Genomic DNA, 22,970 nt, shown 5'->3' on the forward strand with positions numbered 1-22,970 from the left:
ATTCGTCGACTGGTGGGCTGCACGCGGTATCGACATGTATCCGCACCAGGAGGAGTCGCTCCTGGAACTCGCGTCGGGCAGCAACGTCATCCTCGCCACCCCGACCGGGTCGGGGAAGTCGCTGGTTGCCTCCGGAGCGATCTACTTCGCCTGGTGCCGCGGTCGGCGGTCGTACTACACCGCGCCGATCAAAGCGCTCGTCAGCGAGAAGTTCTTCGACCTCTGCAACCAGTTCGGCGCGGAGAACGTCGGACTGTTGACGGGTGACGCGTCGGTCAACGCAGGCGCCCCGATCGTCTGCGCGACCGCGGAGATCGTCGCGAACATCGCACTGCGCGAAGGACCCGACAACGACGTCGGCGTCCTCGTCGCCGACGAGTTCCACTACTACGGCGAATCCGATCGTGGCTGGGCCTGGCAGGTCCCGTTGATCGAGTTGCCGCCGGTCGACGCGTCCGGCGACGGCACCCAGTTCCTGCTGATGTCGGCGACCCTCGGCGACACATCGTTCTTCGTCGACGACCTCACGAAGCGGACCGGTCGGCAGACGGTCCCGATCACCGGTGTGCAGCGCCCGGTCCCGCTCGAACACCGGTACGCGATGACGCCGATCCACGAGACCATCGAAGAGCTCGTCTCCGGCGGCAAGTCACCCGTGTACGTCGTGCACTTCACCCAGCAGCAGGCCGTCGAACGAGGCCAGGCTCTGCTCTCGTCGAAACTCTGCACCAAGGAGGAGAAGGCGGCGATCGCCGACGCGATCGGCGACTTCTCCTTCAGCACCGGCTTCGGCGGCACACTGAGCAAGCTGCTCCGATCGGGGATCGGTGTGCACCACGCCGGGATGCTCCCCCGTTACCGCCGCCTCGTGGAGCGGCTCGCGCAGGCGGGTCTGCTCAAGGTGGTCGCGGGAACCGACACGCTCGGCGTCGGCATCAACGTGCCGATTCGCACTGTGCTGTTCGCCGGTCTCACCAAATACGACGGCCGACGCACACGCAGGCTCCGTGCCCGGGAGTTCCACCAGATCTCGGGCCGCGCCGGACGAGCCGGGTACGACACCGTCGGCTACGTCGTCGCTCAGGCGCCCGACCACGACATCGAGAACGCCCGACAGCTCACGAAGGCAGGCGACGATCCCAAGAAACTGAAGAAGCTGGTGCGGCGTAAAGCCCCGGAAGGTTTCGTCAGTTGGGGCGAGCAGACGTTCACGACGCTGATCGACGCGCCAGACGAAGAGATGCGGTCGCACTTCGCGATGACAACCGCGATGCTCATGGAGGTGTTGGAGCGTCCCGGCGACTGCTTCGCCGCACTCCGGCATCTCCTCGAGGAGAACCACGAGCCGCGCTCCCGGCAGCTTCGGCATATCAAGCACACGATCGCGTTGTACCGCGACCTGTGCGAGACGGGGATCGTCACCAGACTCGATTCCCCCGCCGTAGACGGCAAGCACGTCGAACTGTCGGTCGATCTGCCGGAGAACTTCGCGTTGACCAATCCGCTGTCGGCGTTCGCGGTCGCCGCGTTCGAACTCCTCGACAAGGATTCGGACACCTACGTGCTCGACGTCGTGTCGATCGTCGAGTCGATCCTGGAGGATCCGCGACCGGTGCTGTTCGCGCAGCGCAAGGCCGAACGCGACGAGGCGATCGCTGAGATGAAGGCCGACGGGATCGAGTACGAGGAGCGGATGGAGCGCCTCGAAGAGATCTCGTGGCCGCAGCCGCTCGCCGAGGAGATCGGTTTCGCCTACGAGACCTATCGTCGAGGCCACCCGTGGCTGGCCGGCTCCACACCGTCACCCAAGTCGGTCCTGCGCCTGATGCGCGAGCGGTCGATGACCTTCGCCGAGCTGATCTCGCAGTTCGGCCTCGCCCGCAGTGAGGGCGTGGTGCTGCGGTATCTCACCGACTGTTATCGGGCGCTCTCGAACGGTCTGCCGATGACTGCGGTGACCGACGAGATCGAGGACCTCACCGACGAACTCGCCGATCTCATCCGCGGCGTCGACTCGAGTCTGCTGGACGAGTGGGCCGAGCTCACTGGCTCGCAGGTGTGATCGGAGCGCTCACGTCGCCGCTCTGCGCGACGACGGCGGTGATGTCCCCCGCCAGCGCGCGGTACGAGTCGGCTCGCCCGGACGATTCGCGATAGACCAGGCCGATCCGCCGTCCTGGGCGCGGCTTGGCGAACTCGGCGACCGCGAGCGAGCCGGCAGCGGTCTCCACGCCGACCGCCGTCGCCGGGATCAGTGTCACGCCGAGCCCGCCCTCCACGCATTGCACGGCCGTCGTCAACGAGGCCGCGCGGGTCTGCTGCAGGTCGGGATCGACGCCCGCCCGCTGACACACGTCAAGGGCCTGGTCGCGCATGCAGTGTCCCTCGTCGAGCAGGAGCAATGGCAGGTCGGCCAGCAACGCGGGCGACAGACGGCGACGGCCGGCGAGCGGATGCCCGGACGGCAGCGCCAGGACGAAGTCCTCGTCGTACATCGTGATCTCGCCGATCCCCGGGATGCCCGCGGGCAGCGCGAGCACGGCGGCATCGAGCGAGCCGTCCCGAAGCTGGCCGATCAGGCGATCGGTCTGGTCCTCGATCACCAGCAGGTCCAGGTCCGGACGACGCAAGGCGAGCCCCCGCAGCACGCGCGGCAGGATGTACGGCGCGATCGTCGGGATGATGCCGAGCCGAAGGCGTCCCGAGAGCGGGTCCAGATCGCCCGCCGCGTCGAGCAGGAAATCCTCGACGGCGTCGCATGCGGCGATGGCGGCAGGCAGCAGCCTGACCCCTTCCGGAGTCAACATGACACGCCGTGTCGTGCGCTCGACGAGTTGCAGTCCGAGGCCCGTCTCCAGGCCCGCGAGCGCCTGCGACAGCGACGGCTGGCTGACGCCGAGTTCTGTTGCGGCCGAGCCGAAGTGCAGCTTCTTCGCGACTGCCACGAAGGCCCTCAGCCCACCGATCGACGGTTGATAGCTTTGATTACTCATACCTATCAATATAGTGCCTGTAATCACGTTTACTTTTTAAGGGGTTTTGGGCAGACTGGATGACAGACGGAGAGAGGCCACCGCCCACTCCGGAGAGAACGAGTTTCTCGCAGACCTTCCGACGAACTTAGGAGTACGTGTCATGGCATTGCTGACCATCGGCGACCAGTTCCCCGCTTACAACCTGACCGCTGTCATCGGCGGCGACCTCTCCAAGGTCGATGCCCAGCAGCCCGAGGACTACTTCACCACCGTCACCTCCGACGACTACGCGGGCAAGTGGCGCGTCGTGTTCTTCTGGCCGAAGGACTTCACCTTCGTGTGCCCGACCGAGATCGCTGCCTTCGGCAAGCTGAACGACGAGTTCGCCGACCGCGACGCTCAGGTGCTCGGCGCATCGGTCGACAACGAGTTCGTGCACTTCCAGTGGCGCGCACAGCACGAGGACCTGAAGACCCTCCCCTTCCCGATGCTCTCGGACCTCAAGCGTGAGCTCGTCGAGGCCGCAGGCGTTCTGAACGCCGACGGCGTCGCGGATCGTGCGACCTTCATCGTCGACCCGAACAACGAAGTCCAGTTCGTCTCGGTGACCGCAGGCTCGGTCGGCCGCAACGTCGAAGAGGTCCTTCGCGTCCTCGACGCCCTCCAGTCGGACGAGCTGTGCGCGTGCAACTGGCGCAAGGGTGATCCGACCATCAACGCTGCCGAGCTGATGACCGCCTGATGAGCATCGAGAACTTGAAGAGCGCGCTCCCCGAGTACGCCAAAGACCTCAAGCTCAACCTCGGTTCGATCAGCCGCACCACGGTGCTGAACGAGCAGCAGTTGTGGGGATCGCTGTTGGCCACCGCCGCAGCCACCCGCAATGCGACGGTTCTCAAGGAGATCGCCGACGAGGCCGCCGACAACCTGTCGGCGGAGGCGTACAACGCCGCTCTCGGCGCCGCGTCCATCATGGGCATGAACAACGTGTTCTACCGCGGTCGCGGATTCCTCGACGGCAAGTACGACGACCTGCGTCCCGGCCTGCGGATGAACATCATCGGCAACCCGGGTGTCGAGAAGGCCGACTTCGAGTTGTGGTCGCTCGCCGTCTCGGCGATCAACGGCTGCCACCACTGCGTCGGCGCGCACGAGAACGTGGTGCGCGAGGCGGGCCTCGACCGCGAGGCCGTCTTCGAGGCCCTCAAGGTCGCGTCGATCGTCGCCGGTGTCGGCCAGGCGGTCACCACCGCCGAGGCTCTCGCCTGACACATCCCGCCTGATCTCACAGTTCTCTTCACCTGCTGTGTGGCCCAGCGGAGTCGTCGGCTGTTCCGCCGATCTGTGCCGAATACTGGTATAGATCGGCGGAAGAAGAGTCCCGTAACGAGAACAGACCCCGTGCTGCGCGGACGTCGCGCGGCACGGGGTCTGCCTTCTTCAGGTGGGCGACCGCCGTCAGGCGGCGGCCACCTCCTCAGTCCTGAAAGAAATCATCTTCTGGACCACCTCCTTTCCTCTGACGAATCGAACGCTACGCCTGAGCGGAGACGGCCCGCAACGGATTTATCTCTACGGTCCGCCGGATCTACAGCCCGCCGGTCCCACAGTTCACCGGTCCTACAATTCACCGGTCCTACAATTCACGCAGCGCCGCGGCGAAGCGATCGGCCATCTCGCCGACCTCGTCGGTCGTCATGACGAACGCGGGCGAGACCTGCAGCGCCCCCTGGCCTGCGGCCCGCGAGCTCACACCGTGCTCGCGAAGCTTGGCGATGGCCGCCATCGCCTTGCTCGGGTCGGCGAGCTGCACTGCGGTCACTGCACCGAGACCGGTTCGCACCTCGGCCACGGCGTCAAGATCGGCCAACGGCGAGAGTGCCTGCGCCAGCTCGGATTCCAGGCGGTTGGCACCGTCGAGCAAGTTCTCCCGCTCGATGATGTCGAGGTTCGCCAGAGCGGCTGCGGCCGACACGTTGTGGCCGCCGTAGGTGTAGCCGTGGCGGAACCAGGTGCCGCCCGCGAAGAACGGCTCGGCGACGCGAGGCGCCACGATGAGCGCACCCATCGGAACGTAACCGCTGGTGAGGCCCTTCGCTGTGGTGATCATGTCCGGCTGCAGGTCGAACCGTGACGACGCGAACCATTCGTTGGCGCCGATGCGGCCGAACCCGGTGACCACTTCGTCGGCGACGAACAGCACATTGTGGTCGCGGCAGATCTCGCGGACCTCACGCAGGTATCCCTCCGGCGGGAGGTAGACGCCGCCTGCGCCGATGATCGGCTCGATGAAGAACGCCGCGATGTTGTCGGCGCCGACTCGCTCGATCAGGCCGAGAAGGCTCTTCGCATCGTCCCAATCGACGGTCTCGGTGTCGGGAAGGATCTGGCCGTAGCCTTCGCCGTTCGCCGGGATGCCGGCAAGCGACGTCCCGGCAGCGTGCATACCGTGGTACGCCTTGGTGCGGCCGACGACGATCTTCTTCTCGGGCTTGCCCTGCTCCACCCAGTAGCGGCGGGCGAGTTTGAACGCGCTGTCGACCGAGTCGCTGCCACCGAGAGTGAACATCACCTTCGAACCGGCGACCGGCGCCATGCGCGCGACACGTTCGGCGAGTTCGAGCGTCACGTCGGAGGCGAAGTCGCCGAAGTTCGAGTAGTGCGCGATCGTCGACGCCTGCTTGGCGATCGCCTCCGCCACCTCGGTGCGTCCGTGACCGATGTTGGTGAACCACAGGCCCGCGGTGGCGTCGATGTACTCACCACCCTTGTCGTCGAAGATTCGAGTGCCTTCGCCTCGCGTGATGACGAACGGACCGCTCGCACTCACCGCACCCATGTCTGCAAAACCGTGCCAAAGAGAACCCATGCACCAAATATCGCACGGCACAGCGGGTGTCTGCTCGGCGGTCCCGGCAAAATGTGAGCTGGTCGATCAGTCCTGGCGGGCGGCGAGCGCCGCGAGCCGATCGATCGACGCGAGGAGCCGCTCGGCAGTCGTCGCGCGGGCTCGGGCCTCGCGCTTCTCGTCGTGCAAATCCGTCCAGTCGTACGTGTGGGTCACCGTGACGCCGTCGTCGGCCGGGTCGAGCTCCCATCGCCACAGGTGCCCCGGCGGCACGCCGCCGACCTCGGACGGCCGCCAAGCGATGAGTCGCCCCTCCGCGAACTCGACGACCAGATTGCGTCGGACGGCACCGGTGGTGAGCGTCGTGTCGAAGGTGTCGCCGACCGCCCGCACACGGTGGCCGGGAGCCGAGTCGGCGAGGTTGTCGTTGCCGTCCCACGCGGGTTGCCGTGCCGGGTCGGCGATCAGTCCGAACACGGTCGCCGGCGACGCATGCACGGTCCGGCGCGCCGACACCACCCGATGCTCCGCGCTCATGACCGTGAGCTCGTCACGACGCGCGTAGCTCGGCGATGACGGCGGCGATGCGGCGATCCACCGTCTCCGGACGTTTGGCTGCGGTGACCGAGCGGGCGGCCTCCTTCCGCCGGGAGTATGGCCACGCCTCGAACCCCGCCCGTGCTCCGGCCTTCTCGAGGGCGGACACCAGTGCCTCCGGAACATCGACGGACCGCTCGCCGTGGTCGAGAACGATCGCCACCTCGATGTCGTCGCCGATCTCAACACTCAACTCGGCGCGCGCAGCCTTCGACAGCCCGATCAGATTGGCACCGCCCATCCGCGCCAAACGCAGCCGAGCAGTGCGATCCCCGACTGCCACGACGACGGCCGCTCGCTTTCCTCCACCGAGTTCGGCGACCTGTGCATCGGTCAGCTCGATCGCGGTCGCCGGTCCGACCGGATCGAGCCGCGTGCACAGAACCAGCGGCGGACGGTCGGCAGTGTGATTCGCGGAATCAGCGCTCATGAACCCTGATTATGCCGCGGCCGTAGAATCGACGCCATCATGTCGTCGCCTCTGACCATCACGTATCCCCCGGAACTCCCCGTCAGCGCCTGCCGCGCCGAGATCGCCGAAGCGATCACCGACCATCAGGTCGTCGTCATCGCGGGCGAGACCGGATCGGGCAAGACCACCCAGTTGCCGAAGATCTGCCTTGAACTGGGACGCACGGCGATCGGCCACACCCAGCCGCGCCGGATCGCCGCGACCTCGGTCGCCGGGCGTATCGCCGACGAACTGGACACGGAGATCGGTACGACGGTCGGCTACCAGGTCCGATTCTCCGACAAGAGCTCTAAGACCACGCGGATCAAGGTGATGACCGACGGCATCCTGCTGCGCGAGATCACCACCGATCCCCTGCTGCGCGGCTACGACACGATCATCATCGACGAGGCGCACGAACGCAGCCTCAACATCGACTTCCTGCTCGGCTACCTCAAGCAGCTGCTGCCCAAGCGGCGCGACCTGAAAGTCATCATCACGTCGGCGACGATCGAACCCGACCGTTTCGCCCGCCACTTCGCCGGACCCGACGACTCCGTCCCCATCATCGAGGTGTCGGGGCGAACGTATCCGGTCGAGACCCGGTACCGGCCGCTCACCTCCGACGACACCGAACACGCCGACATCGACCAGATCGCCGCCATCGACGCGGCCGTGGGAGAGCTGTGGGCAGGCGGGGCAGGCGACATCCTCGTGTTCCTACCGACCGAACGCGATATCCGGGAGACCGCCGAAGCGCTCGGCAAGGCCCGCGGGAACGGTCAGCGCGGATCGAGCGGAGTCGAGATCCTCGGGCTGTACGCCCGACTGTCGGTCGCCGAGCAGCACAGGGTGTTCAGCCCGTCGAACGGCCGCCGGATCGTCTTGGCCACCAACGTCGCCGAGACCTCGCTGACCGTGCCGGGAATCCGGTACGTCATCGACACCGGCACCGCCCGCATCTCCCGCTACTCCACGCGGACCAAGGTGACCCGCCTTCCCATCGAGAAGGTCTCGCAGGCCAGCGCCCGCCAGCGAGCCGGTCGCTGCGGCCGCGTCGCGCCCGGCGTGTGCATCCGGCTCTATGCCGAAGACGACTTCGACGCCCGCCCCGAGTACACCGATCCGGAGATCCTCCGCAGCAACCTCGCCGCGGTCATCCTGTCGATGTTGTCGTTGCGGCTCGGGGACATCACCGACTTCCCGTTCGTCCAACCGCCCGAGCACCGCGCGGTCCGCGACGGCATGGCACTCCTGTCCGAGCTCGGGGCCGTCACCGACACGGATTCGGCGGTCGCCCGATTGACCAAGGTCGGCACCACGCTGGCCCGCCTGCCCGTCGATCCGAGACTCGGCCGGATGCTCGTCGCGGGCCACGAGAACGGCTGCCTCGACCACGTTCTGGTGATCGCCGCCGCGCTCGCGCTCCCCGACGTCCGCGAGTTCCCGTCGGACAAGCGGGAGGCGGCTCAGACTGCGCACCGTCGCCACACCGTTCCCGGCTCGGAGTTCATGGGCTACCTCAAGCTCTGGTCGTACCTCAATGAACAACGAGACGAGCTGTCCGGCAACCAGTTCCGCCGACAGTGCGAACGCGAGTTCATCCACTACCTCCGGGTGCGCGAGTGGTGGGATCTGCATCGACAACTCAAGCGGACGGTCCGCGACCTCAAATGGCAGACGCCCGAGACGCAGGCCGAGGCGGCGACCGTCCACAAGTCACTCCTCACCGGCCTGCTCACCAACGTGGGTGCCCGGCAAGGCGACACACGCGAGTTCCTCGGCACCCGCGGCACCAAGTTCGCGATCTTCCCCGGTTCGTTCCTCGCGTCGAAGCCGCCCGCGTTCGTGATGGCGGCCGAGCTGATGGAGACCTCGCGGCTGTTCGCGCACACGGTCGCCGCCGTCGATCCGGAGTGGGTCGAACAGGCGGCGGGCGATCTCGTCAGCCGCACCTACAGCGAGCCGCACTGGTCGACGCGGAGAGCCGCGGTGATGGCCTACGAGCGCGTCACCCTGTACGGCGTACCGCTCGTCGCACAGCGCCGCATCCACTACGGCCCCATCGACCCGAAGACGTCTCGCGAGATCTTCATCATGGAGGCACTCGTCGGCGGCCGGTGGCGCAGCCGGCACGCGTTCGTCGAACACAACGCACAGTTGTTGAAAGACGTCGAGGACCTCGAACACCGTGCTCGACGCCGCGACGTCGGAATGAGCGACACCGAACTCTTCGACTTCTACGACGCACGTGTGCCCGCGAACGTCGTCTCCGCCCGGCACTTCGATTCATGGTGGAAGAAGGCCGGACGCGCCGATCCGACACTGCTCAATCTGACCGCCGAGATGTTCGCCGCCGACGACACGCCCGCGGCCGCTGAGTTCCCGTCCGCCTGGAAGCAGGGCGAGACGCGGCTCGAGCTGCGGTACAACTTCTCCCCCGGCGCCCCCGACGACGGGGTGACGGTCGTCGTGCCGCGCGACCTGCTCGACCACGTCCACGACGGCGGCTTCGACTGGCTGGTCCCGGGCATGCGTTCGGAGCTGGCGACAGCGCTCGTCAAATCGTTGCCGAAGGGACTGCGCAAGTCGATGTCCCCAGCCCAGCGGTACGCCGACCTCGCCCTCGACCAGTTGTCTGCGCGCTCCGAACCGCTCATCCCGGCGCTCGCCCGCGAGCTGTCGGCGATCACCCGGACCTCGCTGGGCCCGCGCGACTTCCGCCCCGAGAACCTCCCCGCCCACCTGCGCATGCACTTCGCGATCACGGACGCCAAGGGCGCCGTCGTCGCACGCGGGGATCGCCTGGCCGAACTCCGCGCACAGTTGAGTCCAGTCCGCGCCGGCGCGGGCCAGCCCGCCGAGACGTTCACGAACTGGACGGCGGACGGCATCGGCGCTCTCGCCGACGAACGCACCCAGACTCTGGCCGGTCAACGAGTCACCCGCTATCCGACATTGGCGGTCGTTCCGGGCGCCGGGGTGCGAGTCGTCGACGTGGCCACCCCGGCAGCGCGTGACGCCGGCATCGCCTCCGCCGTCCGCGACCTCCTCGTTCGAACCGTGGCGCCGCCCTCACGTCGACTCGCCTCGTCGTTGCCGCCCGCCCGCAAACTCGCATTGAGCCAAAGTCCGTACCGGGACGTCGACGCGCTGCTCGCCGACTGCACCAGACGCGCCGTCATCGACGTATTGGCCGCACACCCGGACGTGACGGCAGTGCGGACGGCCGCCGACTTCGACGCGCTGTCGGCCGACGTCGCGCCGGTGATCCGTCAGACGGCCCCCGAGTACTTCGACGCCGCGGTGGATGCGCTCGCCGAATACTCGCAGGTCCGACGAGCCATCGATCAGCGGGCAGGCACGTTGGCCGCCGACGATGTCGCCGACCAGATCGCGAACCTCGTCTTCGACGGGTTCGTCGGCTTGACGTCCGGCCCGCGGTTGCGCGCACTGCCCAGATACCTAGCTGCGGCGCGCGTCCGGTTGGAGGCACTGCCCGGGTCGGCGGTTCGCGACAATGAGGGGACGGCAGTCGTCGACCGCCTCGTGTCGGCGTGGAATCAGCGTCTCGCCCAGGTACCCGAGGCCCGCCACGACGCCCTCAACGAGATGGTGCAGTGGCAGTTGGAGGAGCTTCGCGTGAGCTTGTTCGCTCAACAACTCGGCACGGCCGGACCGGTCTCGGAGAAGCGAGTCCGCAAAGCGATCGAGAGTTTCTAAGCATCGCCGTCGGGAGCGTCCGGGGTCGGGGCGTCCGGCGTCAGACGCGGCTGTGGAGATCGTCGATCTCGCGTTGAAAATCATCCGCGGACTCAAACGACTTGTACACCGATGCGAACCGCAGGTAGGCGACCTCGTCGAGATCACGGAGCGGGCGCAGGATCGCCAGACCGACTTCATTGCTGGGAATCTCAGCCGACCCGGAGCCGCGGACGGAGTCCTCGACTTGCGACGCGAGCTTCGCCAACGCGTCCTCGTCGACGTGACGTCCCTGGCAGGCACGCCGCACGCCTTGCATGACCTTCTCGCGGCTGAACGGCTCCGACACGCCGTTGCGTTTGACGACGGACAGGACGGCGGCTTCGACAGTGCTGAATCGGCGACCGCACTCGGCGCACGATCGACGGCGGCGGATCGCCAGGCCGTCTTCAGCGACGCGGGAATCCACCACTCGTGTGTCGTCGTTCTTGCAGAACGGGCAGCGCATGCTTGAAAGAATACGCGCAACCGTCCAACTGCCCTTCACACCGCCCCCTTCACACTGTCCCCTTCACACCGGCCACGTCACACCAGCCACGTCACACCAGCCCCGTATCGCACAGATCAGTAGGCCGGGGCGATCAACGGCTGGCCGATCCGCAGTCCCGACGACTCCAGGTGGTTGAGGTCGCGCAACTGCTCCACGACCCCTGCCACGGGCAGGTCGGCGGCAACTCTGCGCGCGACGTCCGACAACGACTCACCGCTGCGGACGTGGACGACCTGGGTCACGCCGGGGGTGCTCGGGGTGACCGCGTCCTGGTAGTCCGACCCGACGATCGTCAGTATCCAGACCACGCCGGCGAGAACGGAGCCGAGAAGCAGCGCGCCGACGATTCGACGCCGAGCGATGACACCGTCGATGTTCGAACGGTCGGCGGCCGACCGCCGTGCCCCGGCACGGTCCGCTGACGGGCGCTGCTCCAGGCGTCCGACACGCTGAGAATCACCCGCGATTCGCGCGCGCCTACGCTCGTCGAAGGCCCCCGCCCGGCGCGGCGCACGCCCTGTCGGTCGGCACCCCCGAGCGGGCGCATGGGTCCACAGCGGCACCTGCGAGCGCCCGTCGACAACCGGCAACTCGCAGGTCATCACGGTGCTATGCGTGCGGTCCCGGCCACGCCGCGAACGCTCGTCGGGGCGCGAGATCAGTACCTGAGCCATCGGATACTCCTCATCGATCGTGTGTTCGAAGAACTCTTGTTCGATAGTAAACACCACCCCACCGACAAAGTCAGCGACACGTCGAACAATTGTTTGAAATCTGTGATCTGTTCGACTAGCGTGATCACCAGATCGGACACCGATGTTCGAACAGATCTCACCCCCACCCGGGCCACCCGACGGGGTCGTGAATTACCCACGATGAGACACGCACGATGAGGAAGGACCGACGATGGCTGACACCCCCGATCCGCTGCTCTCGACGTCGACGCTGGAGGCGTCGCTGACGCAGCGCCAGCGCGAGGTGCTGGACGTCATCCGGAAGTCGGTTCGCGAACGCGGCTATCCACCGAGCATCCGCGAGATCGGCGAGGCGGTCGGCCTCACCTCCACCTCGTCGGTGGCGCACCAGTTGCGCACACTCGAACGACGCGGCCTGCTCAAGCGCGACCCGCATCGGCCTCGCGCGGTGAACGTCCGTGACGACAACCGCACGCCCCCGTCAGACGATTCGTCCGAGGGGCTGCCCACGCCGACGTTCGTTCCGGTGCTCGGTCGCATCGCGGCGGGCGGGCCGATTCTGGCGGAGCAGGCGGTCGAGGAAGTCTTCCCGATGCCGAAGGAACTCGTCGGCGACGGCTCGCTGTTCATGCTCCGGGTGGTCGGCGAATCGATGATCGACGCAGCGATCTGCGACGGCGACTGGGTCGTCGTCCGTCAGCAGAACGTCGCCGAGAACGGCGACATCGTCGCAGCGATGATCGACGGCGAGGCCACCGTCAAGACGTTCAAGCGCAAAGACGGTCACGTCTGGCTCATGCCGCACAACGAGCACTTCGAACCGATCCCCGGTGACGACGCCGCCGTCCTCGGCAAAGTCGTCACCGTGATGCGGCGGATCTAGTTGCACCCGACCATGGAGCTAGGTGCACCCGGCCAGCTAGTGCCGAGACTCTAGTGCCGAGGCACTAGCCCGTCACAGCGCGCGCCGCGTCGCGCGCACCCGACGCACTGGTCGCCGCGAGCGCCGCACGCGCGGCCTCGCGGCACTGTTGCATCGTGACGGTGCCGAGCTTGAGGCCGACTGCCGCCGACGCGGCGGGCGCCGACGACAGCGAACGCACCCCGAGGCCGACGAGGACACAGGCCAGTAGCGGATCAGCCGCCGCTTCGCCGCACACGCCGACGTTCTTCCCTGTCCGCTCACCCGCGGCGCCCACCATGCCGATCAGGGCGAGGACCGCGGGCTGCCACGGATCGGTCAGCGACGCCAGCTCGGGCGACATGCGGTCGGCCGCCATCGTGTACTGCGTGAGGTCGTTGGTTCCGATCGAGACGAAGTCGACCTCGGCGAGGATCGCGTCGGCCATGATCGCGGCCGACGGCACTTCGACCATCACGCCCGCAATCATGCCCCGGTCGCGCACTTGCGCGGCGAATTCGCGCGCCTCGTCCACCGTCGCGATCATCGGCGCCATGATCCACGGCACGGCTGCCGAGCCCTGGGCGGCCGCCGCGAGCGCATCGAGTTGTCCACGCCGGATCTCGGGATGCGAGAGCGCCGTCCGATTGCCGCGCACACCCATCGCCGGATTCGGCTCGAGCTCGGTGTCGACGAATCTCAGCGGCTTGTCCGAGCCCGCATCGAGGGTCCGGATGACGACCTTCTGGCCATCGAACGCCTCGATGACCTCCCGGTACAGCGCAGCCTGTTCGTCGACGGTCGGTTCGGTCGCACGGTCGAGGAACGCGAGCTCGGTCCGAAACAGCCCGACGCCCTGGACCGGTGACTGCGTCGCGGTCCGAGCGGATACGCCGTCGGCGACGTTCGCGAGGATCGCGATCGGCACCCCGTCCGCGGTCGCCCCGGGACCGGACCACGACGCCACGAGGGCGGCCTCCTCCCGCGCCCGCGTCACCGCTGCGGCGATTGCCGCGGCATCCGGTTCGGACCCGACGGTCCCGGCGTCACCATCGATGTACGCCGCTGCACCCGAAGGGATCTCATCGAGATCTGCGGTGGCGACGACACACGGGATCCCGAGTTGGCGAGCGATGATCGCGGTATGGCTACTCGGCCCGCCCTGGCGCATCGCGAGCCCGACGACGAGTGCCGGATTCAGGCCAGCCGTGTCGGCCGGAGCGAGATCGTCGGCGCACAGGATCGATGGCGTCTCGGGCGTCGGGATGCCCGGCTCCGGCAGCCCGAGGAGTTCGGCGACCACCCGGTCGCGCACGTCGCGGAGATCGGTGACCCGCTCAGCCATCACACCCCCGAGCTTGGTGAACATGTCGACGAACTTCTCGGTCGCCGCGGCCGCCGCCGCAGACGCGGGGGTGCCCGATTCGATGAGTCCGGAAGCAGTCGATATCCAGCCTCGGTCTCGTGCGAGACCCGCCGTCGCGGTGAGGACTTCGGCGGAGACGCCGGTGCTGTGCGAGGCCCGGTCGGCCAATCGCGCACCCACCGCTTCGGCGGCGTCGACGAACGCCCGCTTCTGCGCGTCGCGTTCGCCTTCGGGCACCTCGGGCGCGTGGGCGTCGAACGTCGGTCTGTCCCCGACTCGGATCACGGGTCCGTACGCGAGGCCGCCGACCACCGGGGTCCCGGTGACGACGATCGACGCGTCGAACGGATTGGACACGGCCGCTGCAGTCTCACTGGCGTTCATGTGAGAGAGATTACAAGAATGCCTTGACTTTGCAAGCAAAACACGGGTAGACACAGATCAAGTCCAAACATTCACAGATGAATCCACATGTGGTCGTCACTGATTCGGGCATCACTGATGTGGTCGTCACTGATGTGGTCGTCACTGATGTGGTCGTCACTGATGTGGTCGTCACTGATGTGGTCGTCACTGATTTCGGTCATCACTGAGGAGAGCGCACGAGATGTACGCCGAGGAACGTCAGCAGGCCATCGCCGTCGAGGTCGGCGAGCGGGGACGCGTATCGGTCGCCGACCTGTCCGAGCGGTTCTCGGTGACCGGTGAGACCGTGCGGCGCGACCTGGCCGCGCTGCAGCGCGCGGGCTCACTGGTCCGTGTCCACGGCGGTGCCGTACGGCTCGACGTGGCCGCTGTCGTGGACGAGCCGGACCTCGCCGAACGTGAGGGTGCGCGCCGCACGCAGAAGGCGGCGATCGGCGCCGCCGCCCAGCAGTTCCTACCCGCTGCCGGCGGCGCAGTCCTGTTCGATGCGGGAACCACGACGTTCGCGGCGGCCACCGCCATCGGCGCCGACGCGCGTCACCAGTTCGTCACCAACAGTCTGCCCATCGCCGCGACGTTGACCGCTCTGCCGCGCTCGAACGTCATCTTCGTCGGTGGGCGACTCCGCCCGAAGACGCAGGCGTCCGTCGGAGCCGACGCGTGCGACCTGCTCGCCGGGCTGCACACCAGCGTCGGCTTCATCGGTACCAACGGTCTGACGCTCACTGACGGGCTCTCCACGCCGGACATCGACGAGGCGGCCGTCAAACGCGCGATGATCGCCGCCTGTGACCGGGTCGTCGTCCTCGCCGACTCATCGAAGATCAACCGGCAGGAACTCGTCACGTTCGGCGCCGTCGCCGACATCGACGCGCTCGTCACCGACGACGGAGTCGACCCCGGCCTGGCCTCGGCCCTCTCCTCCCACGACATCGAGGTGGTCATCGCATGATTCTCACTGTCACCGCCAATCCCAGCATCGACCGGACCGTCGAACTCGACGGTCCGCTCCGCCCGGGCGGGGTGCACCGCACGAGAGGCTCCGGCGATCAGCCCGGAGGCAAAGGCGTCAATGTGGCGCGGGCGGTGTCCGCGGCGGGCATGGACGCGATGGCGCTGATGCCCGCCCGTGCGGACGACCCGTTCGTTCGACACCTCGACGCGGTCGGGCTCTCGCGGGTCGCCGTCGACGTGACAGGCGACGTCCGCGTGAACGTGACGCTCGTCGACCCCGATGGCGTCACCACCAAGGTCAACGCCCCCGGCGCCGCGCTCGACGTCGACGAGGCGGCCCGACTCTCCGCCACCGTCGTCGAACTCGCGGCGGGCGCGGACTGGCTCGCACTGTGCGGCTCGCTGCCCCCGGGACTGTCACCGTCGTGGTACGCCGACCTCGTCGACAAGCTCGCGGGCACTCGCGTACGCGTGGCCGTCGACACGTCGGGCGAACCCCTTGCGCTGGTCGCGCGGACGCGACCGGACCTACTCAAGCCCAACGCCGAGGAGTTGGCGGAACTGACCGGCGCGGACCCGACCGTCCTCGAGAGCCGTGCGGCCGCGGGCGATCCCTCGGCCGCAGCCGACGCATCGGCGCGTCTCGCGGCGACGACCGGTGGAGCCGTGCTCACCACTCTCGGCGGTTCGGGCGCGCTGCTCGCGACCGGCGACGGCGTGTGGTTCGCGACCGCTCCCGCGGTCCGGGTCCGCAGCACCGTCGGCGCGGGCGACTCGTCACTGGCCGGCTATCTGATTTCGGATCGGCGAGGAGACGACGAGCCCACACGTCTACGGACGGCGGTCGCCTACGGGTCGGCCGCGGCCGCACTTCCCGGAACCACCCCGCCGACACCGGACCTCGTCGATGCGAGCACCGTCATCGCGAGCCCGGTCGCCGTCACCCGACTCTCCTGAGAACCCCACCCCCACCACTAGAGGCAGAGGCCATGTCCGACCCCATCATCACACCGTCCCTGGTACTCCTGGACGCCGACGCAGGCGACGACGCCGACGCGGTCATCCGGCGGCTCGCCGGACTCGTCGGCGACGACGGACGGTCGTCCGATCCCACTGACCTGATCGACGGCGCGCTCGCCCGCGAGTCGAGCTCACCGACCGGACTACCGGGCGGCATCGCCATCCCCCACGCCCGCGCCGAGTCGGTGACCGTCGCGACTCTCGCGATGGCCCGCCTGTCGAAGCCCGTCGACTTCGGCGCCACCGACGGACCGGCCGACATCGTCTTCCTCATCGCGGCGCCCGCTGGCGCGGGCAGCGAGCACATGAAGGTGCTCAGCGCGCTCGCCCGCGCACTCGTGCGGAACGAGTTCGTCCAGAGTCTGCGGGACGCGCACGAAGCCGACGACGTGGTGGCGCTCGTCACCGAGGCCGTCTCACCCGGGGCGAAGCCCGCGGCGGCAGCACCCGCGACCGCCCCGGGTGTCGAGAAGCAGGGTGTCGAGAAGCAGGGTGTCGAGAAGCAGGGGCACCGCACCTCGATCCTGGCGGTCACCGCCTGCCCCACCGGTATCGCCCACACATACATGGCGGCGGACGCCCTGAAATTGGCCGCCGAACGCGCCGATGTCGACTTCGCGGTCGAGACGCAGGGATCGTCGGGCACCACACCGTTCACGGCCCACCAGCTCGCAGATGCGGACGCCGTCATCTTCGCGACCGACGTCGGGGTAAAGGGCCGAGAACGTTTCGCGGGCAGGCCACTCATCGAGTCCGGCGTGAAACGCGGCATCAACGAGCCAGACGCGATGATCGCCGAGGCCGTCGCCGCATCCACCGATCCGCACGCGCGGACCGTCGCCGCGGGCGACTCCACCGATCCCGTCGACGAGACCGACGGCAGCGGCATCGGTGTCGGCGGCCGCCTCAAGCAGTCGTTGCTGACCGGCGTCAGTTACATGATCCCGTTCGTCGCCGCGGGCGGCCTGTTGATGGCGTTGGGCTTCCTGATCGCCGGATACGAGATCGGCAGCAGCACACTGTCGCCGGATATGTCCGACGGCGCGTACGTCGCTCTGCACAACAGCCTGTGGGATCTGCCCGCGGGCGGCCTCGCCCAGTACATCGGCGGCGTCAGCTTCGCCGTCGGTTCGACGGCGATGAGTCTGATGGTCGCGGTCCTTGCCGGCTACATCGCGTACGCGATCGCCGACCGGCCGGGGCTCGCGCCGGGCTTCACCGCGGGTGTCATCGCCGTGACGGTCGGCGGCGGTTTCATCGGCGGCATCGTCGGCGGTCTGATCGCGGGCGTCGTCGCGCTCTGGATCTCACGGATCCCGCTTCCGCAGTGGGCTCGCGGTCTGCAACCGGTCGTCATCATCCCGTTGATCGCGACCGCTGTGACCGGCGCAGTCATGTTCATGCTGCTCTCGCGTCCGCTGTCGTGGGTCAACACCGAACTCGAGGATGCGCTCAACTCCATGTCGGGCACGTCCAAGATTGTCCTCGGCGTCGTGATCGGTTTGATGATGTGCTTCGACCTCGGCGGTCCGGTCAACAAGGCCGCCTACGCGGTGGGTGTCGCCGGGTTGGGCACGGCGGGCGCAGGCATCGCGCAATGGGAGTTCATGGCCGCGGTGATGGCCGCAGGCATGGTCCCACCGCTGGCGCTCGCCCTCGCGACCGTGCTGCGACCGGGCCTGTTCACCGAGCCCGAACGGGAGAACGGCAAGGCCGCCTGGCTGCTCGGCGCGTCCTTCATCTCCGAAGGCGCCATCCCGTTCGCCGCCGCCGATCCCCTCCGGGTGATCCCGCCGATGATGCTCGGCGGCGCGGTCACCGGCGGCCTGTCGATGGCGCTCGACGTGCAGTTGCGGGCGCCCCACGGCGGCGTGTTCGTCATGTTCGCCATGAACGGCACCTGGTGGAAGTTCCTGATCGCTATTGTCGTTGGCATGGTGGTCGCGGCGATCGGCGTGATCGCCACCAAGCAGATCAAGACCACGACCAAGACCCCCGAGAAGGCGCCCGAGCCCGCGCTCGCCTGACCAGATACCTCCGAAGTAGAAAGGCACCACCATGCCAAGCACCACTGTGTCCGTCGGTTCGGCCGTCGGCCTGCACGCGCGTCCCGCCACCCTGATCGCCGAAGCCGCGACCGGTCTCGGCGCCCCGGTGACCCTGGCCGTGGACGGCGGCGACCCCGTCGACGCGGGCAGCGCGCTGATGATCATGACGCTCGGCGCGGAGAAGGGCGCGTCCGTGACCGTCGCGAGCGACGACCAGGCGGCCGTCGATCAGATCGCCGCGCTCGTCGCCAAGGATCTCGACGCCGACTAGCCCGCTCAGACGATGAGGTCGGCGTACTCGCCCGCCAACGAGGACGGCATCCGCGCATGCAGGCGGGTGCCTTTCTCGTTGTGATCGGTGGTGATCACGTGCGCGTGCTGGTGCAGACGCGAGATGACCTCGCCGCGCGAGAACGGGACCTGCAGGTCCACTTCGACGTCGTCGCGCTGCACGAACTCGGTGACCGCGGCGAACAGATCCGGCAGTCCCTCACCGGTGCGTGCCGACACGAACACCGCGTCGGGGAACTCCGAGCGCAGCGTCGTCATCCGCAGATCGTCGATGGCGTCGACCTTGTTGATGACGAGTAGTTCCGGCGGGGCCGGCAGCTTCTCCTCGTCGAGGACTTCGCGCAGCACGTGGCGGACCGTCGAGATCTGCAAGTCGGGGAACGGATCGGCGCCGTCGACCACGTGGATCAGCAGGTCGGCGTCGACGGCCTCCTCCAGAGTCGACCGGAATGCCTCGACGAGTTGGGTCGGCAGGTGTCGGACGAATCCGACGGTGTCGGTGAACACCACTTCGTGGCCGTCCGTGAGCTCCGCACGTCGCGTCGTCGGATCGAGGGTGGCGAACAGCGCGTCCTGCACGAGCACACCGGATCCGGTCATCGCGTTCACCAGACTCGACTTGCCCGCGTTGGTGTAACCGACGACGGTCAGCGCGGGCACACCGCCGCGACGGCGCGCCGAACGCTTCACGGTGCGCGAGGTCTTCATTCCACGGATCTCTCTGCGGAGCTTGGCCATTCGCTCACGGATTCGCCGCCGGTCCGTCTCGATCTTGGTCTCGCCCGGACCGCGCAGGCCGACGCCGCCGTTGCTGCCCGCTCGGCCGCCCGCCTGTCGGGACATCGACTCGCCCCAGCCGCGCAGACGCGGGAGCATGTACTCCATCTGCGCGAGCGACACCTGGGCCTTGCCTTCGCGGGAGGTCGCGTGCTGGGCGAAGATGTCGAGGATCAGTGCGGTCCGGTCGATCACCTTGACTTTGACGACCTTCTCCAACGCCGTCAGCTGGGCCGGAGTCAGTTCACCGTCGCAGACGACGGTGTCCGCACCGGTCGCCAGAACCACTTCGCGCAGTTCCTGTGCTTTGCCGGAGCCCAGATATGTCGCCGGGTCGGGTTTGGAGCGTCGCTGGAAAAGCGCCTCGAGGACCTGTGATCCCGCGGTCTCGGCGAGCGCCGCGAGCTCGGCCATGCTGGCGCGTGCCTGCGCGACGGTCCCGGACGTCCACACGCCGACGAGTACCACCCGTTCCAGGCGCAGCTGCCGGTACTCGACTTCGGTGACGTCGTCGAGCTCGGTGGAGAGTCCGGCGACGCGCTGCAGCGACGCGCGGTCGTCGAGGGCGAGTTCACCGGTGGTCGGTGACCCCGCGAGGTCTACCCGCGCGGGTGAGTCGGCGGTCGGAGAATCAGTTCGTGTCATGTCAGTCATACAAGGACCATTGTGCCCCGTCGAGCAGCGATGACGCACCTGATTTATCCGGCGCTCCACTCCGGGAGGAGTTCACCGCGCGCCACCAGACGCGACGGACCGCGCAGCACCGCGGCACCGTCGGCGACCGTGACGACCACCGTTCCCCCGGGGACCGCGATGCCGACCACCCCGTGGTCGCGCCCGATCCCGTGGAGCGCCGCACTGGCTGCGGCGACGAGACCTGTACCGCACGAACGAGTCTCGCCGACTCCGCGTTCGAGGACACGCATGTGCGCGGTGAAGTCGACGTCGTGGTCCGAGCGTTGCAGCGCGGTGAGGATCTCGACGTTCGCACCGTGCGGGAACGCGGCGGCGTCCACCACCGCTCCGGTCGTGAGATCGAGCGCGGCGAGCTCGTCGACGCTCAACTCGTCGACGACGCAGGCGAGATGCGGGTTGCCGACGTCCACTCGTTCGCCGGTGAGCGTGCGGCCGGCGATCTGGACGTCGCTGCGCCCGTCGAGACGCACACGTCCCATCGCGACGCTGACGTCGGCGGCGGACGGATCACACGAGTGCACGACCACCGGACGCCCGCCCGCGCGCGAACCGACGGTGAACGAGTCGGAGTCGACGAGCCCGGTGGTGCGCAGATAGTGAGCGAACACACGGACGCCGTTGCCGCACATCTCCGCGATCGACCCGTCGGCGTTGCGGTAGTCCATGAACCAGTCGTCGGGCCCGACGCCGTCCGGGAACTCCCCGAGTACGCCGGCCGCCACCAGTGCGCGCGCTGACGCCACCCGCAGCACTCCGTCGGCCCCGATCCCGCGCTGCCGATCACACAGCGCGCTGACCAGGCTTTCGGTGAGGTCGAGCCGGACATCGGGGTCGTCGACGACGACGAAGTCGTTCTGGGTTCCGTGGCCTTTGACGAACGCGAACGTCGGCGCAGCAGTCATGGCTCGGATGTTACGCGTTCGATGACGGTCAGCGCCTCGTCGAGCAGCGTCGGCGACGCCGCGTCGAGCCAGACGGCACGGTGATCGCGGCGGAACCACGACCGTTGCCGTCGCACGTACTGCCGGGTGCCGATGTAGGTGCGCTCCTGCGCGGTCTCGATGTCGTACTCGCCGTCGAGGTATGCGAGGACCTGCGCGTAGCCGATGGCCTGGGACGCCGTCCTCCCCTCTCGAAGACCCTGCTCGCACAGCGCGACGACTTCGTCGACGAACCCGTCGGCGAACATCTGCGAGGTCCGGGCGACGACCCGCCCGTCGAGTTCGGCTCGATCGCGGTCGATCGCGAGAATCGTCGTGCCCCAGCGAGGTTCACCGATCATCGGAGCCGACGCCGCGAACGGTTGGCCGGTGATCTCCACGACTTCGAGAGCCCGAACGATCCGTCTGCCGTCCGAGTCGCCGATCGTGTCCGCAGCCGCGGGGTCGACCGCGGCCAGGTCGGCGTGCAGCGCGCGTGCCCCGATCTGTGCCAGCCGCTCCTCGTATCGGGCCCGCACCCGCGGGTCGGTGGCCGGGAACGCCCAGTCGTCGAGGAGCCCCTGGACGTACATCATCGATCCGCCGACGATCACCGGGGTCCGTCCAGCCGCCAGGAGTCGGTCGATCACCGCGGTCGCCGCCTGCTTGTACCCCGCGACGGTCGACGTCTGTGTGACGTCGAGGACGTCGAACAGGTGGTGGGTGATTCCGCGCCGCGCGTCCACCGGCGGTTTCGCGGTCCCGATATCCATGCCGCGGTACTGGGCCATCGCGTCGACGTTGACGATCTCGCCGGACAGGCGTTCGGCCAGATCGAGTGCGAGCGCTGACTTTCCGCTCGCAGTCGGGCCGATCACGGCGACCGGGGCGGTCACGACCGTGCTCGCACGGGAGATGTCGGAGACCAGGTGGCGACGGTGTAGCCGACACCGTAGGGCGCTCCCGCATATCGCACGTCGACGTCGACGTCGATGTCCGCGCACAGGCCGGCGAGCGCGGCGAACACCGGACGTGCGACGACACCGTCCAGCTCGCACGCGAGCGGGTCGAGGGCGGCGAGCTCGTCGACGTCGCCTGCGGCCACCGCCGCGTCGATCACGTCTTGGAGTCGGTGCGCGCTCTCCCGGTCCCCACCCCCGGGCGCCGACGGGCTCAGGGCTGTCGCCCCGTCCGCGACGACGAGGACGCCGATCGGCTCCGGGTCGGCCGCGATCGCCGCGGCGAGGTCCACGCCCAGCCGGCGAGCCTCGTCCCGTGTGGCGTCCGGGTCGACGAGAACGCGGCGGAGCTCGACCGGGGCGTCCGCCCGACCCCGACACCAGCACGCGATCAGCATCGCGAGGGGCATCGGATCGGCGTCGGAGCCTGAGTCCGGCGTTCCTCGACCCGACGTTTCTCGACCCGGCGTTTCTCGACCCGACGATGCGGTGACCGGTACGTCGACACCGTACGCCGAGAACAGGCGAGGCGGGCCGTCGACGCCGATCGCGATCCACGTGCGCGCTGCACCCCCCAGCGACCGGACTGCGTCGAGCACCGCGGCCCGGACCTCGTCGACCTCCGCCGCATCGCGTCCAGACAATTCAGGCACCAGGAGGGGTGCGCTCGGTACGATCGCAAGCTCGGCCAACACCGCAACGACGCTACCGTCACCGACTCCGCTTTGCCCAAATGCCGAAGCCTCACCCCACATCGGAGTCTGACCTGCTTGAATGAAGACGGAAGTTACCGG

21 protein-coding genes are annotated in these 22,970 nt (G+C 68.1%); 9 read left to right on the forward strand and 12 right to left on the reverse strand.

Annotated elements, in window-relative coordinates:
- Positions 1–34 precede the first annotated feature (34 nt).
- Entirely contained in the window at positions 35–2,062 is a 2,028-nt protein-coding gene (locus L5G28_RS11660) for a DEAD/DEAH box helicase (protein ID WP_237001692.1), read from the forward strand.
- Here the strand turns inward: L5G28_RS11660 and L5G28_RS11665 are convergent.
- Positions 2,043–2,993, reverse strand: a complete 951-nt coding sequence (locus L5G28_RS11665; RefSeq protein WP_237001693.1) for a hydrogen peroxide-inducible genes activator — start codon at positions 2,991–2,993, stop codon at positions 2,043–2,045. The two genes, L5G28_RS11660 and L5G28_RS11665, sit on opposite strands and share 20 nt — an antisense overlap.
- Before the next feature lie 142 nt (positions 2,994–3,135).
- Here L5G28_RS11665 and L5G28_RS11670 point away from each other — a divergent pair, with 142 nt between their 5' ends.
- Both L5G28_RS11670 and ahpD read left to right on the forward strand, forming a co-directional pair.
- A complete protein-coding gene (locus L5G28_RS11670) occupies positions 3,136–3,717 on the forward strand; it encodes a peroxiredoxin (RefSeq protein WP_236997341.1) in 582 nt (193 codons plus the stop codon).
- Positions 3,717–4,244: an alkylhydroperoxidase, AhpD family gene (ahpD, locus tag L5G28_RS11675; RefSeq protein ID WP_236997342.1), complete on the forward strand. Its 528-nt coding sequence runs from the start codon at positions 3,717–3,719 to the stop codon at positions 4,242–4,244. Before L5G28_RS11670 ends, ahpD begins: the two co-directional genes overlap by 1 nt.
- Positions 4,245–4,611: 367 nt before the next feature.
- On the opposite strand, the gene L5G28_RS11680 is transcribed toward ahpD, so the two are convergent.
- The 3 genes from L5G28_RS11680 to L5G28_RS11690 all read right to left on the reverse strand — a co-directional run bounded on the left by L5G28_RS11680 (position 4,612) and on the right by L5G28_RS11690 (position 6,850).
- On the reverse strand, positions 4,612–5,844 hold the full coding sequence (locus L5G28_RS11680) for an aminotransferase family protein (RefSeq protein ID WP_237001694.1): 1,233 nt from the start codon (positions 5,842–5,844) through the stop codon (positions 4,612–4,614).
- A 66-nt stretch (positions 5,845–5,910) separates the two neighbouring features.
- Positions 5,911–6,360 carry an SRPBCC family protein gene (locus L5G28_RS11685; RefSeq protein WP_237001695.1) on the reverse strand — a complete coding sequence of 150 codons (450 nt, stop codon included), beginning with the start codon at positions 6,358–6,360 and terminating at the stop codon, positions 5,911–5,913.
- Positions 6,361–6,373: 13 nt separating this feature from the next.
- Positions 6,374–6,850 (reverse strand): YdeI/OmpD-associated family protein, encoded by a 477-nt coding sequence (locus tag L5G28_RS11690; RefSeq protein ID WP_237001696.1) that lies wholly within the window; start codon positions 6,848–6,850, stop codon positions 6,374–6,376.
- A gap of 39 nt (positions 6,851–6,889) precedes the next feature.
- On the opposite strand from L5G28_RS11690, the gene hrpA reads away from it, so the two are divergent.
- Entirely contained in the window at positions 6,890–10,594 is a 3,705-nt protein-coding gene (gene hrpA, locus L5G28_RS11695; protein WP_237001697.1) for an ATP-dependent RNA helicase HrpA, read from the forward strand.
- A gap of 40 nt (positions 10,595–10,634) precedes the next feature.
- On the opposite strand, the gene nrdR is transcribed toward hrpA, so the two are convergent.
- Complete coding sequence (gene nrdR / locus L5G28_RS11700; RefSeq protein WP_237001698.1) at positions 10,635–11,081, reverse strand: transcriptional regulator NrdR; 447 nt, start codon at positions 11,079–11,081, stop codon at positions 10,635–10,637.
- Positions 11,082–11,197: 116 nt separating this feature from the next.
- Complete coding sequence (locus tag L5G28_RS11705) at positions 11,198–11,797, reverse strand: LysM peptidoglycan-binding domain-containing protein (RefSeq protein WP_237001699.1); 600 nt, start codon at positions 11,795–11,797, stop codon at positions 11,198–11,200.
- Positions 11,798–12,029: 232 nt separating this feature from the next.
- Between L5G28_RS11705 and lexA the strand changes: the two genes are divergently transcribed.
- Complete coding sequence (lexA, locus tag L5G28_RS11710) at positions 12,030–12,701, forward strand: transcriptional repressor LexA (protein WP_237001700.1); 672 nt, start codon at positions 12,030–12,032, stop codon at positions 12,699–12,701.
- Positions 12,702–12,765: 64 nt separating this feature from the next.
- On the opposite strand, the gene L5G28_RS11715 is transcribed toward lexA, so the two are convergent.
- Both L5G28_RS11715 and L5G28_RS19320 read right to left on the reverse strand, forming a co-directional pair.
- Positions 12,766–14,469 (reverse strand): phosphoenolpyruvate--protein phosphotransferase, encoded by a 1,704-nt coding sequence (locus tag L5G28_RS11715; protein WP_237001701.1) that lies wholly within the window; start codon positions 14,467–14,469, stop codon positions 12,766–12,768.
- 71 nt (positions 14,470–14,540) lie between these two features.
- Positions 14,541–14,672 (reverse strand): hypothetical protein, encoded by a 132-nt coding sequence (locus L5G28_RS19320; protein ID WP_265744139.1) that lies wholly within the window; start codon positions 14,670–14,672, stop codon positions 14,541–14,543.
- A 20-nt stretch (positions 14,673–14,692) separates the two neighbouring features.
- On the opposite strand from L5G28_RS19320, the gene L5G28_RS11720 reads away from it, so the two are divergent.
- Genes L5G28_RS11720 through L5G28_RS11735 form a run of 4 tightly spaced genes read left to right on the forward strand, consistent with a single transcriptional unit; the run spans position 14,693 to position 18,804 of the window.
- Positions 14,693–15,463: a DeoR/GlpR family DNA-binding transcription regulator gene (locus L5G28_RS11720; protein WP_237001702.1), complete on the forward strand. Its 771-nt coding sequence runs from the start codon at positions 14,693–14,695 to the stop codon at positions 15,461–15,463.
- On the forward strand, positions 15,460–16,422 hold the full coding sequence (locus tag L5G28_RS11725) for a 1-phosphofructokinase family hexose kinase (RefSeq protein ID WP_237001703.1): 963 nt from the start codon (positions 15,460–15,462) through the stop codon (positions 16,420–16,422). Before L5G28_RS11720 ends, L5G28_RS11725 begins: the two co-directional genes overlap by 4 nt.
- 32 nt (positions 16,423–16,454) lie before the next feature.
- Positions 16,455–18,512 (forward strand): PTS fructose transporter subunit IIABC, encoded by a 2,058-nt coding sequence (locus tag L5G28_RS11730; protein WP_237001704.1) that lies wholly within the window; start codon positions 16,455–16,457, stop codon positions 18,510–18,512.
- Between the two features lie 31 nt (positions 18,513–18,543).
- Positions 18,544–18,804 carry an HPr family phosphocarrier protein gene (locus L5G28_RS11735; protein ID WP_236997356.1) on the forward strand — a complete coding sequence of 87 codons (261 nt, stop codon included), beginning with the start codon at positions 18,544–18,546 and terminating at the stop codon, positions 18,802–18,804.
- 5 nt (positions 18,805–18,809) lie between these two features.
- Here the strand turns inward: L5G28_RS11735 and hflX are convergent, their stop codons facing one another.
- The 4 genes from hflX to L5G28_RS11755 are packed head-to-tail and all read right to left on the reverse strand — an operon-like array spanning position 18,810 to position 22,871.
- Positions 18,810–20,255, reverse strand: a complete 1,446-nt coding sequence (hflX, locus tag L5G28_RS11740; RefSeq protein ID WP_372477214.1) for a GTPase HflX — start codon at positions 20,253–20,255, stop codon at positions 18,810–18,812.
- Positions 20,256–20,299: 44 nt separating this feature from the next.
- Positions 20,300–21,199: a diaminopimelate epimerase gene (gene dapF / locus L5G28_RS11745; RefSeq protein ID WP_237001706.1), complete on the reverse strand. Its 900-nt coding sequence runs from the start codon at positions 21,197–21,199 to the stop codon at positions 20,300–20,302.
- Positions 21,196–22,113 carry a tRNA (adenosine(37)-N6)-dimethylallyltransferase MiaA gene (miaA, locus tag L5G28_RS11750; RefSeq protein ID WP_237001707.1) on the reverse strand — a complete coding sequence of 306 codons (918 nt, stop codon included), beginning with the start codon at positions 22,111–22,113 and terminating at the stop codon, positions 21,196–21,198. Before miaA ends, dapF begins: the two co-directional genes overlap by 4 nt.
- On the reverse strand, positions 22,110–22,871 hold the full coding sequence (locus L5G28_RS11755) for a class III extradiol ring-cleavage dioxygenase family protein (protein ID WP_237001708.1): 762 nt from the start codon (positions 22,869–22,871) through the stop codon (positions 22,110–22,112). Before L5G28_RS11755 ends, miaA begins: the two co-directional genes overlap by 4 nt.
- Between the last annotated feature and the right edge of the window lie 99 nt (positions 22,872–22,970).

Origin of the sequence: Gordonia liuliyuniae (assembly GCF_021739025.1) — a bacterium.
Taxonomy (GTDB): domain Bacteria; phylum Actinomycetota; class Actinomycetes; order Mycobacteriales; family Mycobacteriaceae; genus Gordonia; species Gordonia liuliyuniae.

What these genes read in the sequence shown, in the direction of transcription:
- L5G28_RS19320 (WP_265744139.1), bottom strand. Translation starts at nt 14,672, where the DNA reads ATGACCGAAATCAGTGACGACCACATCAGTGACGACCACATCAGTGAC.
- L5G28_RS11660 (WP_237001692.1), top strand. Translation starts at nt 35, where the DNA reads ATGTATCCGCACCAGGAGGAGTCGCTCCTGGAACTCGCGTCGGGCAGC.
- hrpA (WP_237001697.1), top strand. Translation starts at nt 6,890, where the DNA reads ATGTCGTCGCCTCTGACCATCACGTATCCCCCGGAACTCCCCGTCAGC.
- L5G28_RS11680 (WP_237001694.1), bottom strand. Translation starts at nt 5,844, where the DNA reads ATGGGTTCTCTTTGGCACGGTTTTGCAGACATGGGTGCGGTGAGTGCG.
- dapF (WP_237001706.1), bottom strand. Translation starts at nt 21,199, where the DNA reads ATGACTGCTGCGCCGACGTTCGCGTTCGTCAAAGGCCACGGAACCCAG.
- L5G28_RS11725 (WP_237001703.1), top strand. Translation starts at nt 15,460, where the DNA reads ATGATTCTCACTGTCACCGCCAATCCCAGCATCGACCGGACCGTCGAA.
- L5G28_RS11735 (WP_236997356.1), top strand. Translation starts at nt 18,544, where the DNA reads ATGCCAAGCACCACTGTGTCCGTCGGTTCGGCCGTCGGCCTGCACGCG.
- L5G28_RS11720 (WP_237001702.1), top strand. Translation starts at nt 14,693, where the DNA reads ATGTACGCCGAGGAACGTCAGCAGGCCATCGCCGTCGAGGTCGGCGAG.
- nrdR (WP_237001698.1), bottom strand. Translation starts at nt 11,081, where the DNA reads ATGCGCTGCCCGTTCTGCAAGAACGACGACACACGAGTGGTGGATTCC.
- L5G28_RS11690 (WP_237001696.1), bottom strand. Translation starts at nt 6,850, where the DNA reads ATGAGCGCTGATTCCGCGAATCACACTGCCGACCGTCCGCCGCTGGTT.
- L5G28_RS11705 (WP_237001699.1), bottom strand. Translation starts at nt 11,797, where the DNA reads ATGGCTCAGGTACTGATCTCGCGCCCCGACGAGCGTTCGCGGCGTGGC.
- L5G28_RS11665 (WP_237001693.1), bottom strand. Translation starts at nt 2,993, where the DNA reads ATGAGTAATCAAAGCTATCAACCGTCGATCGGTGGGCTGAGGGCCTTC.
- L5G28_RS11685 (WP_237001695.1), bottom strand. Translation starts at nt 6,360, where the DNA reads ATGAGCGCGGAGCATCGGGTGGTGTCGGCGCGCCGGACCGTGCATGCG.
- ahpD (WP_236997342.1), top strand. Translation starts at nt 3,717, where the DNA reads ATGAGCATCGAGAACTTGAAGAGCGCGCTCCCCGAGTACGCCAAAGAC.
- L5G28_RS11670 (WP_236997341.1), top strand. Translation starts at nt 3,136, where the DNA reads ATGGCATTGCTGACCATCGGCGACCAGTTCCCCGCTTACAACCTGACC.
- L5G28_RS11715 (WP_237001701.1), bottom strand. Translation starts at nt 14,469, where the DNA reads ATGAACGCCAGTGAGACTGCAGCGGCCGTGTCCAATCCGTTCGACGCG.
- lexA (WP_237001700.1), top strand. Translation starts at nt 12,030, where the DNA reads ATGGCTGACACCCCCGATCCGCTGCTCTCGACGTCGACGCTGGAGGCG.
- hflX (WP_372477214.1), bottom strand. Translation starts at nt 20,255, where the DNA reads ATGACTGACATGACACGAACTGATTCTCCGACCGCCGACTCACCCGCG.
- L5G28_RS11730 (WP_237001704.1), top strand. Translation starts at nt 16,455, where the DNA reads ATGTCCGACCCCATCATCACACCGTCCCTGGTACTCCTGGACGCCGAC.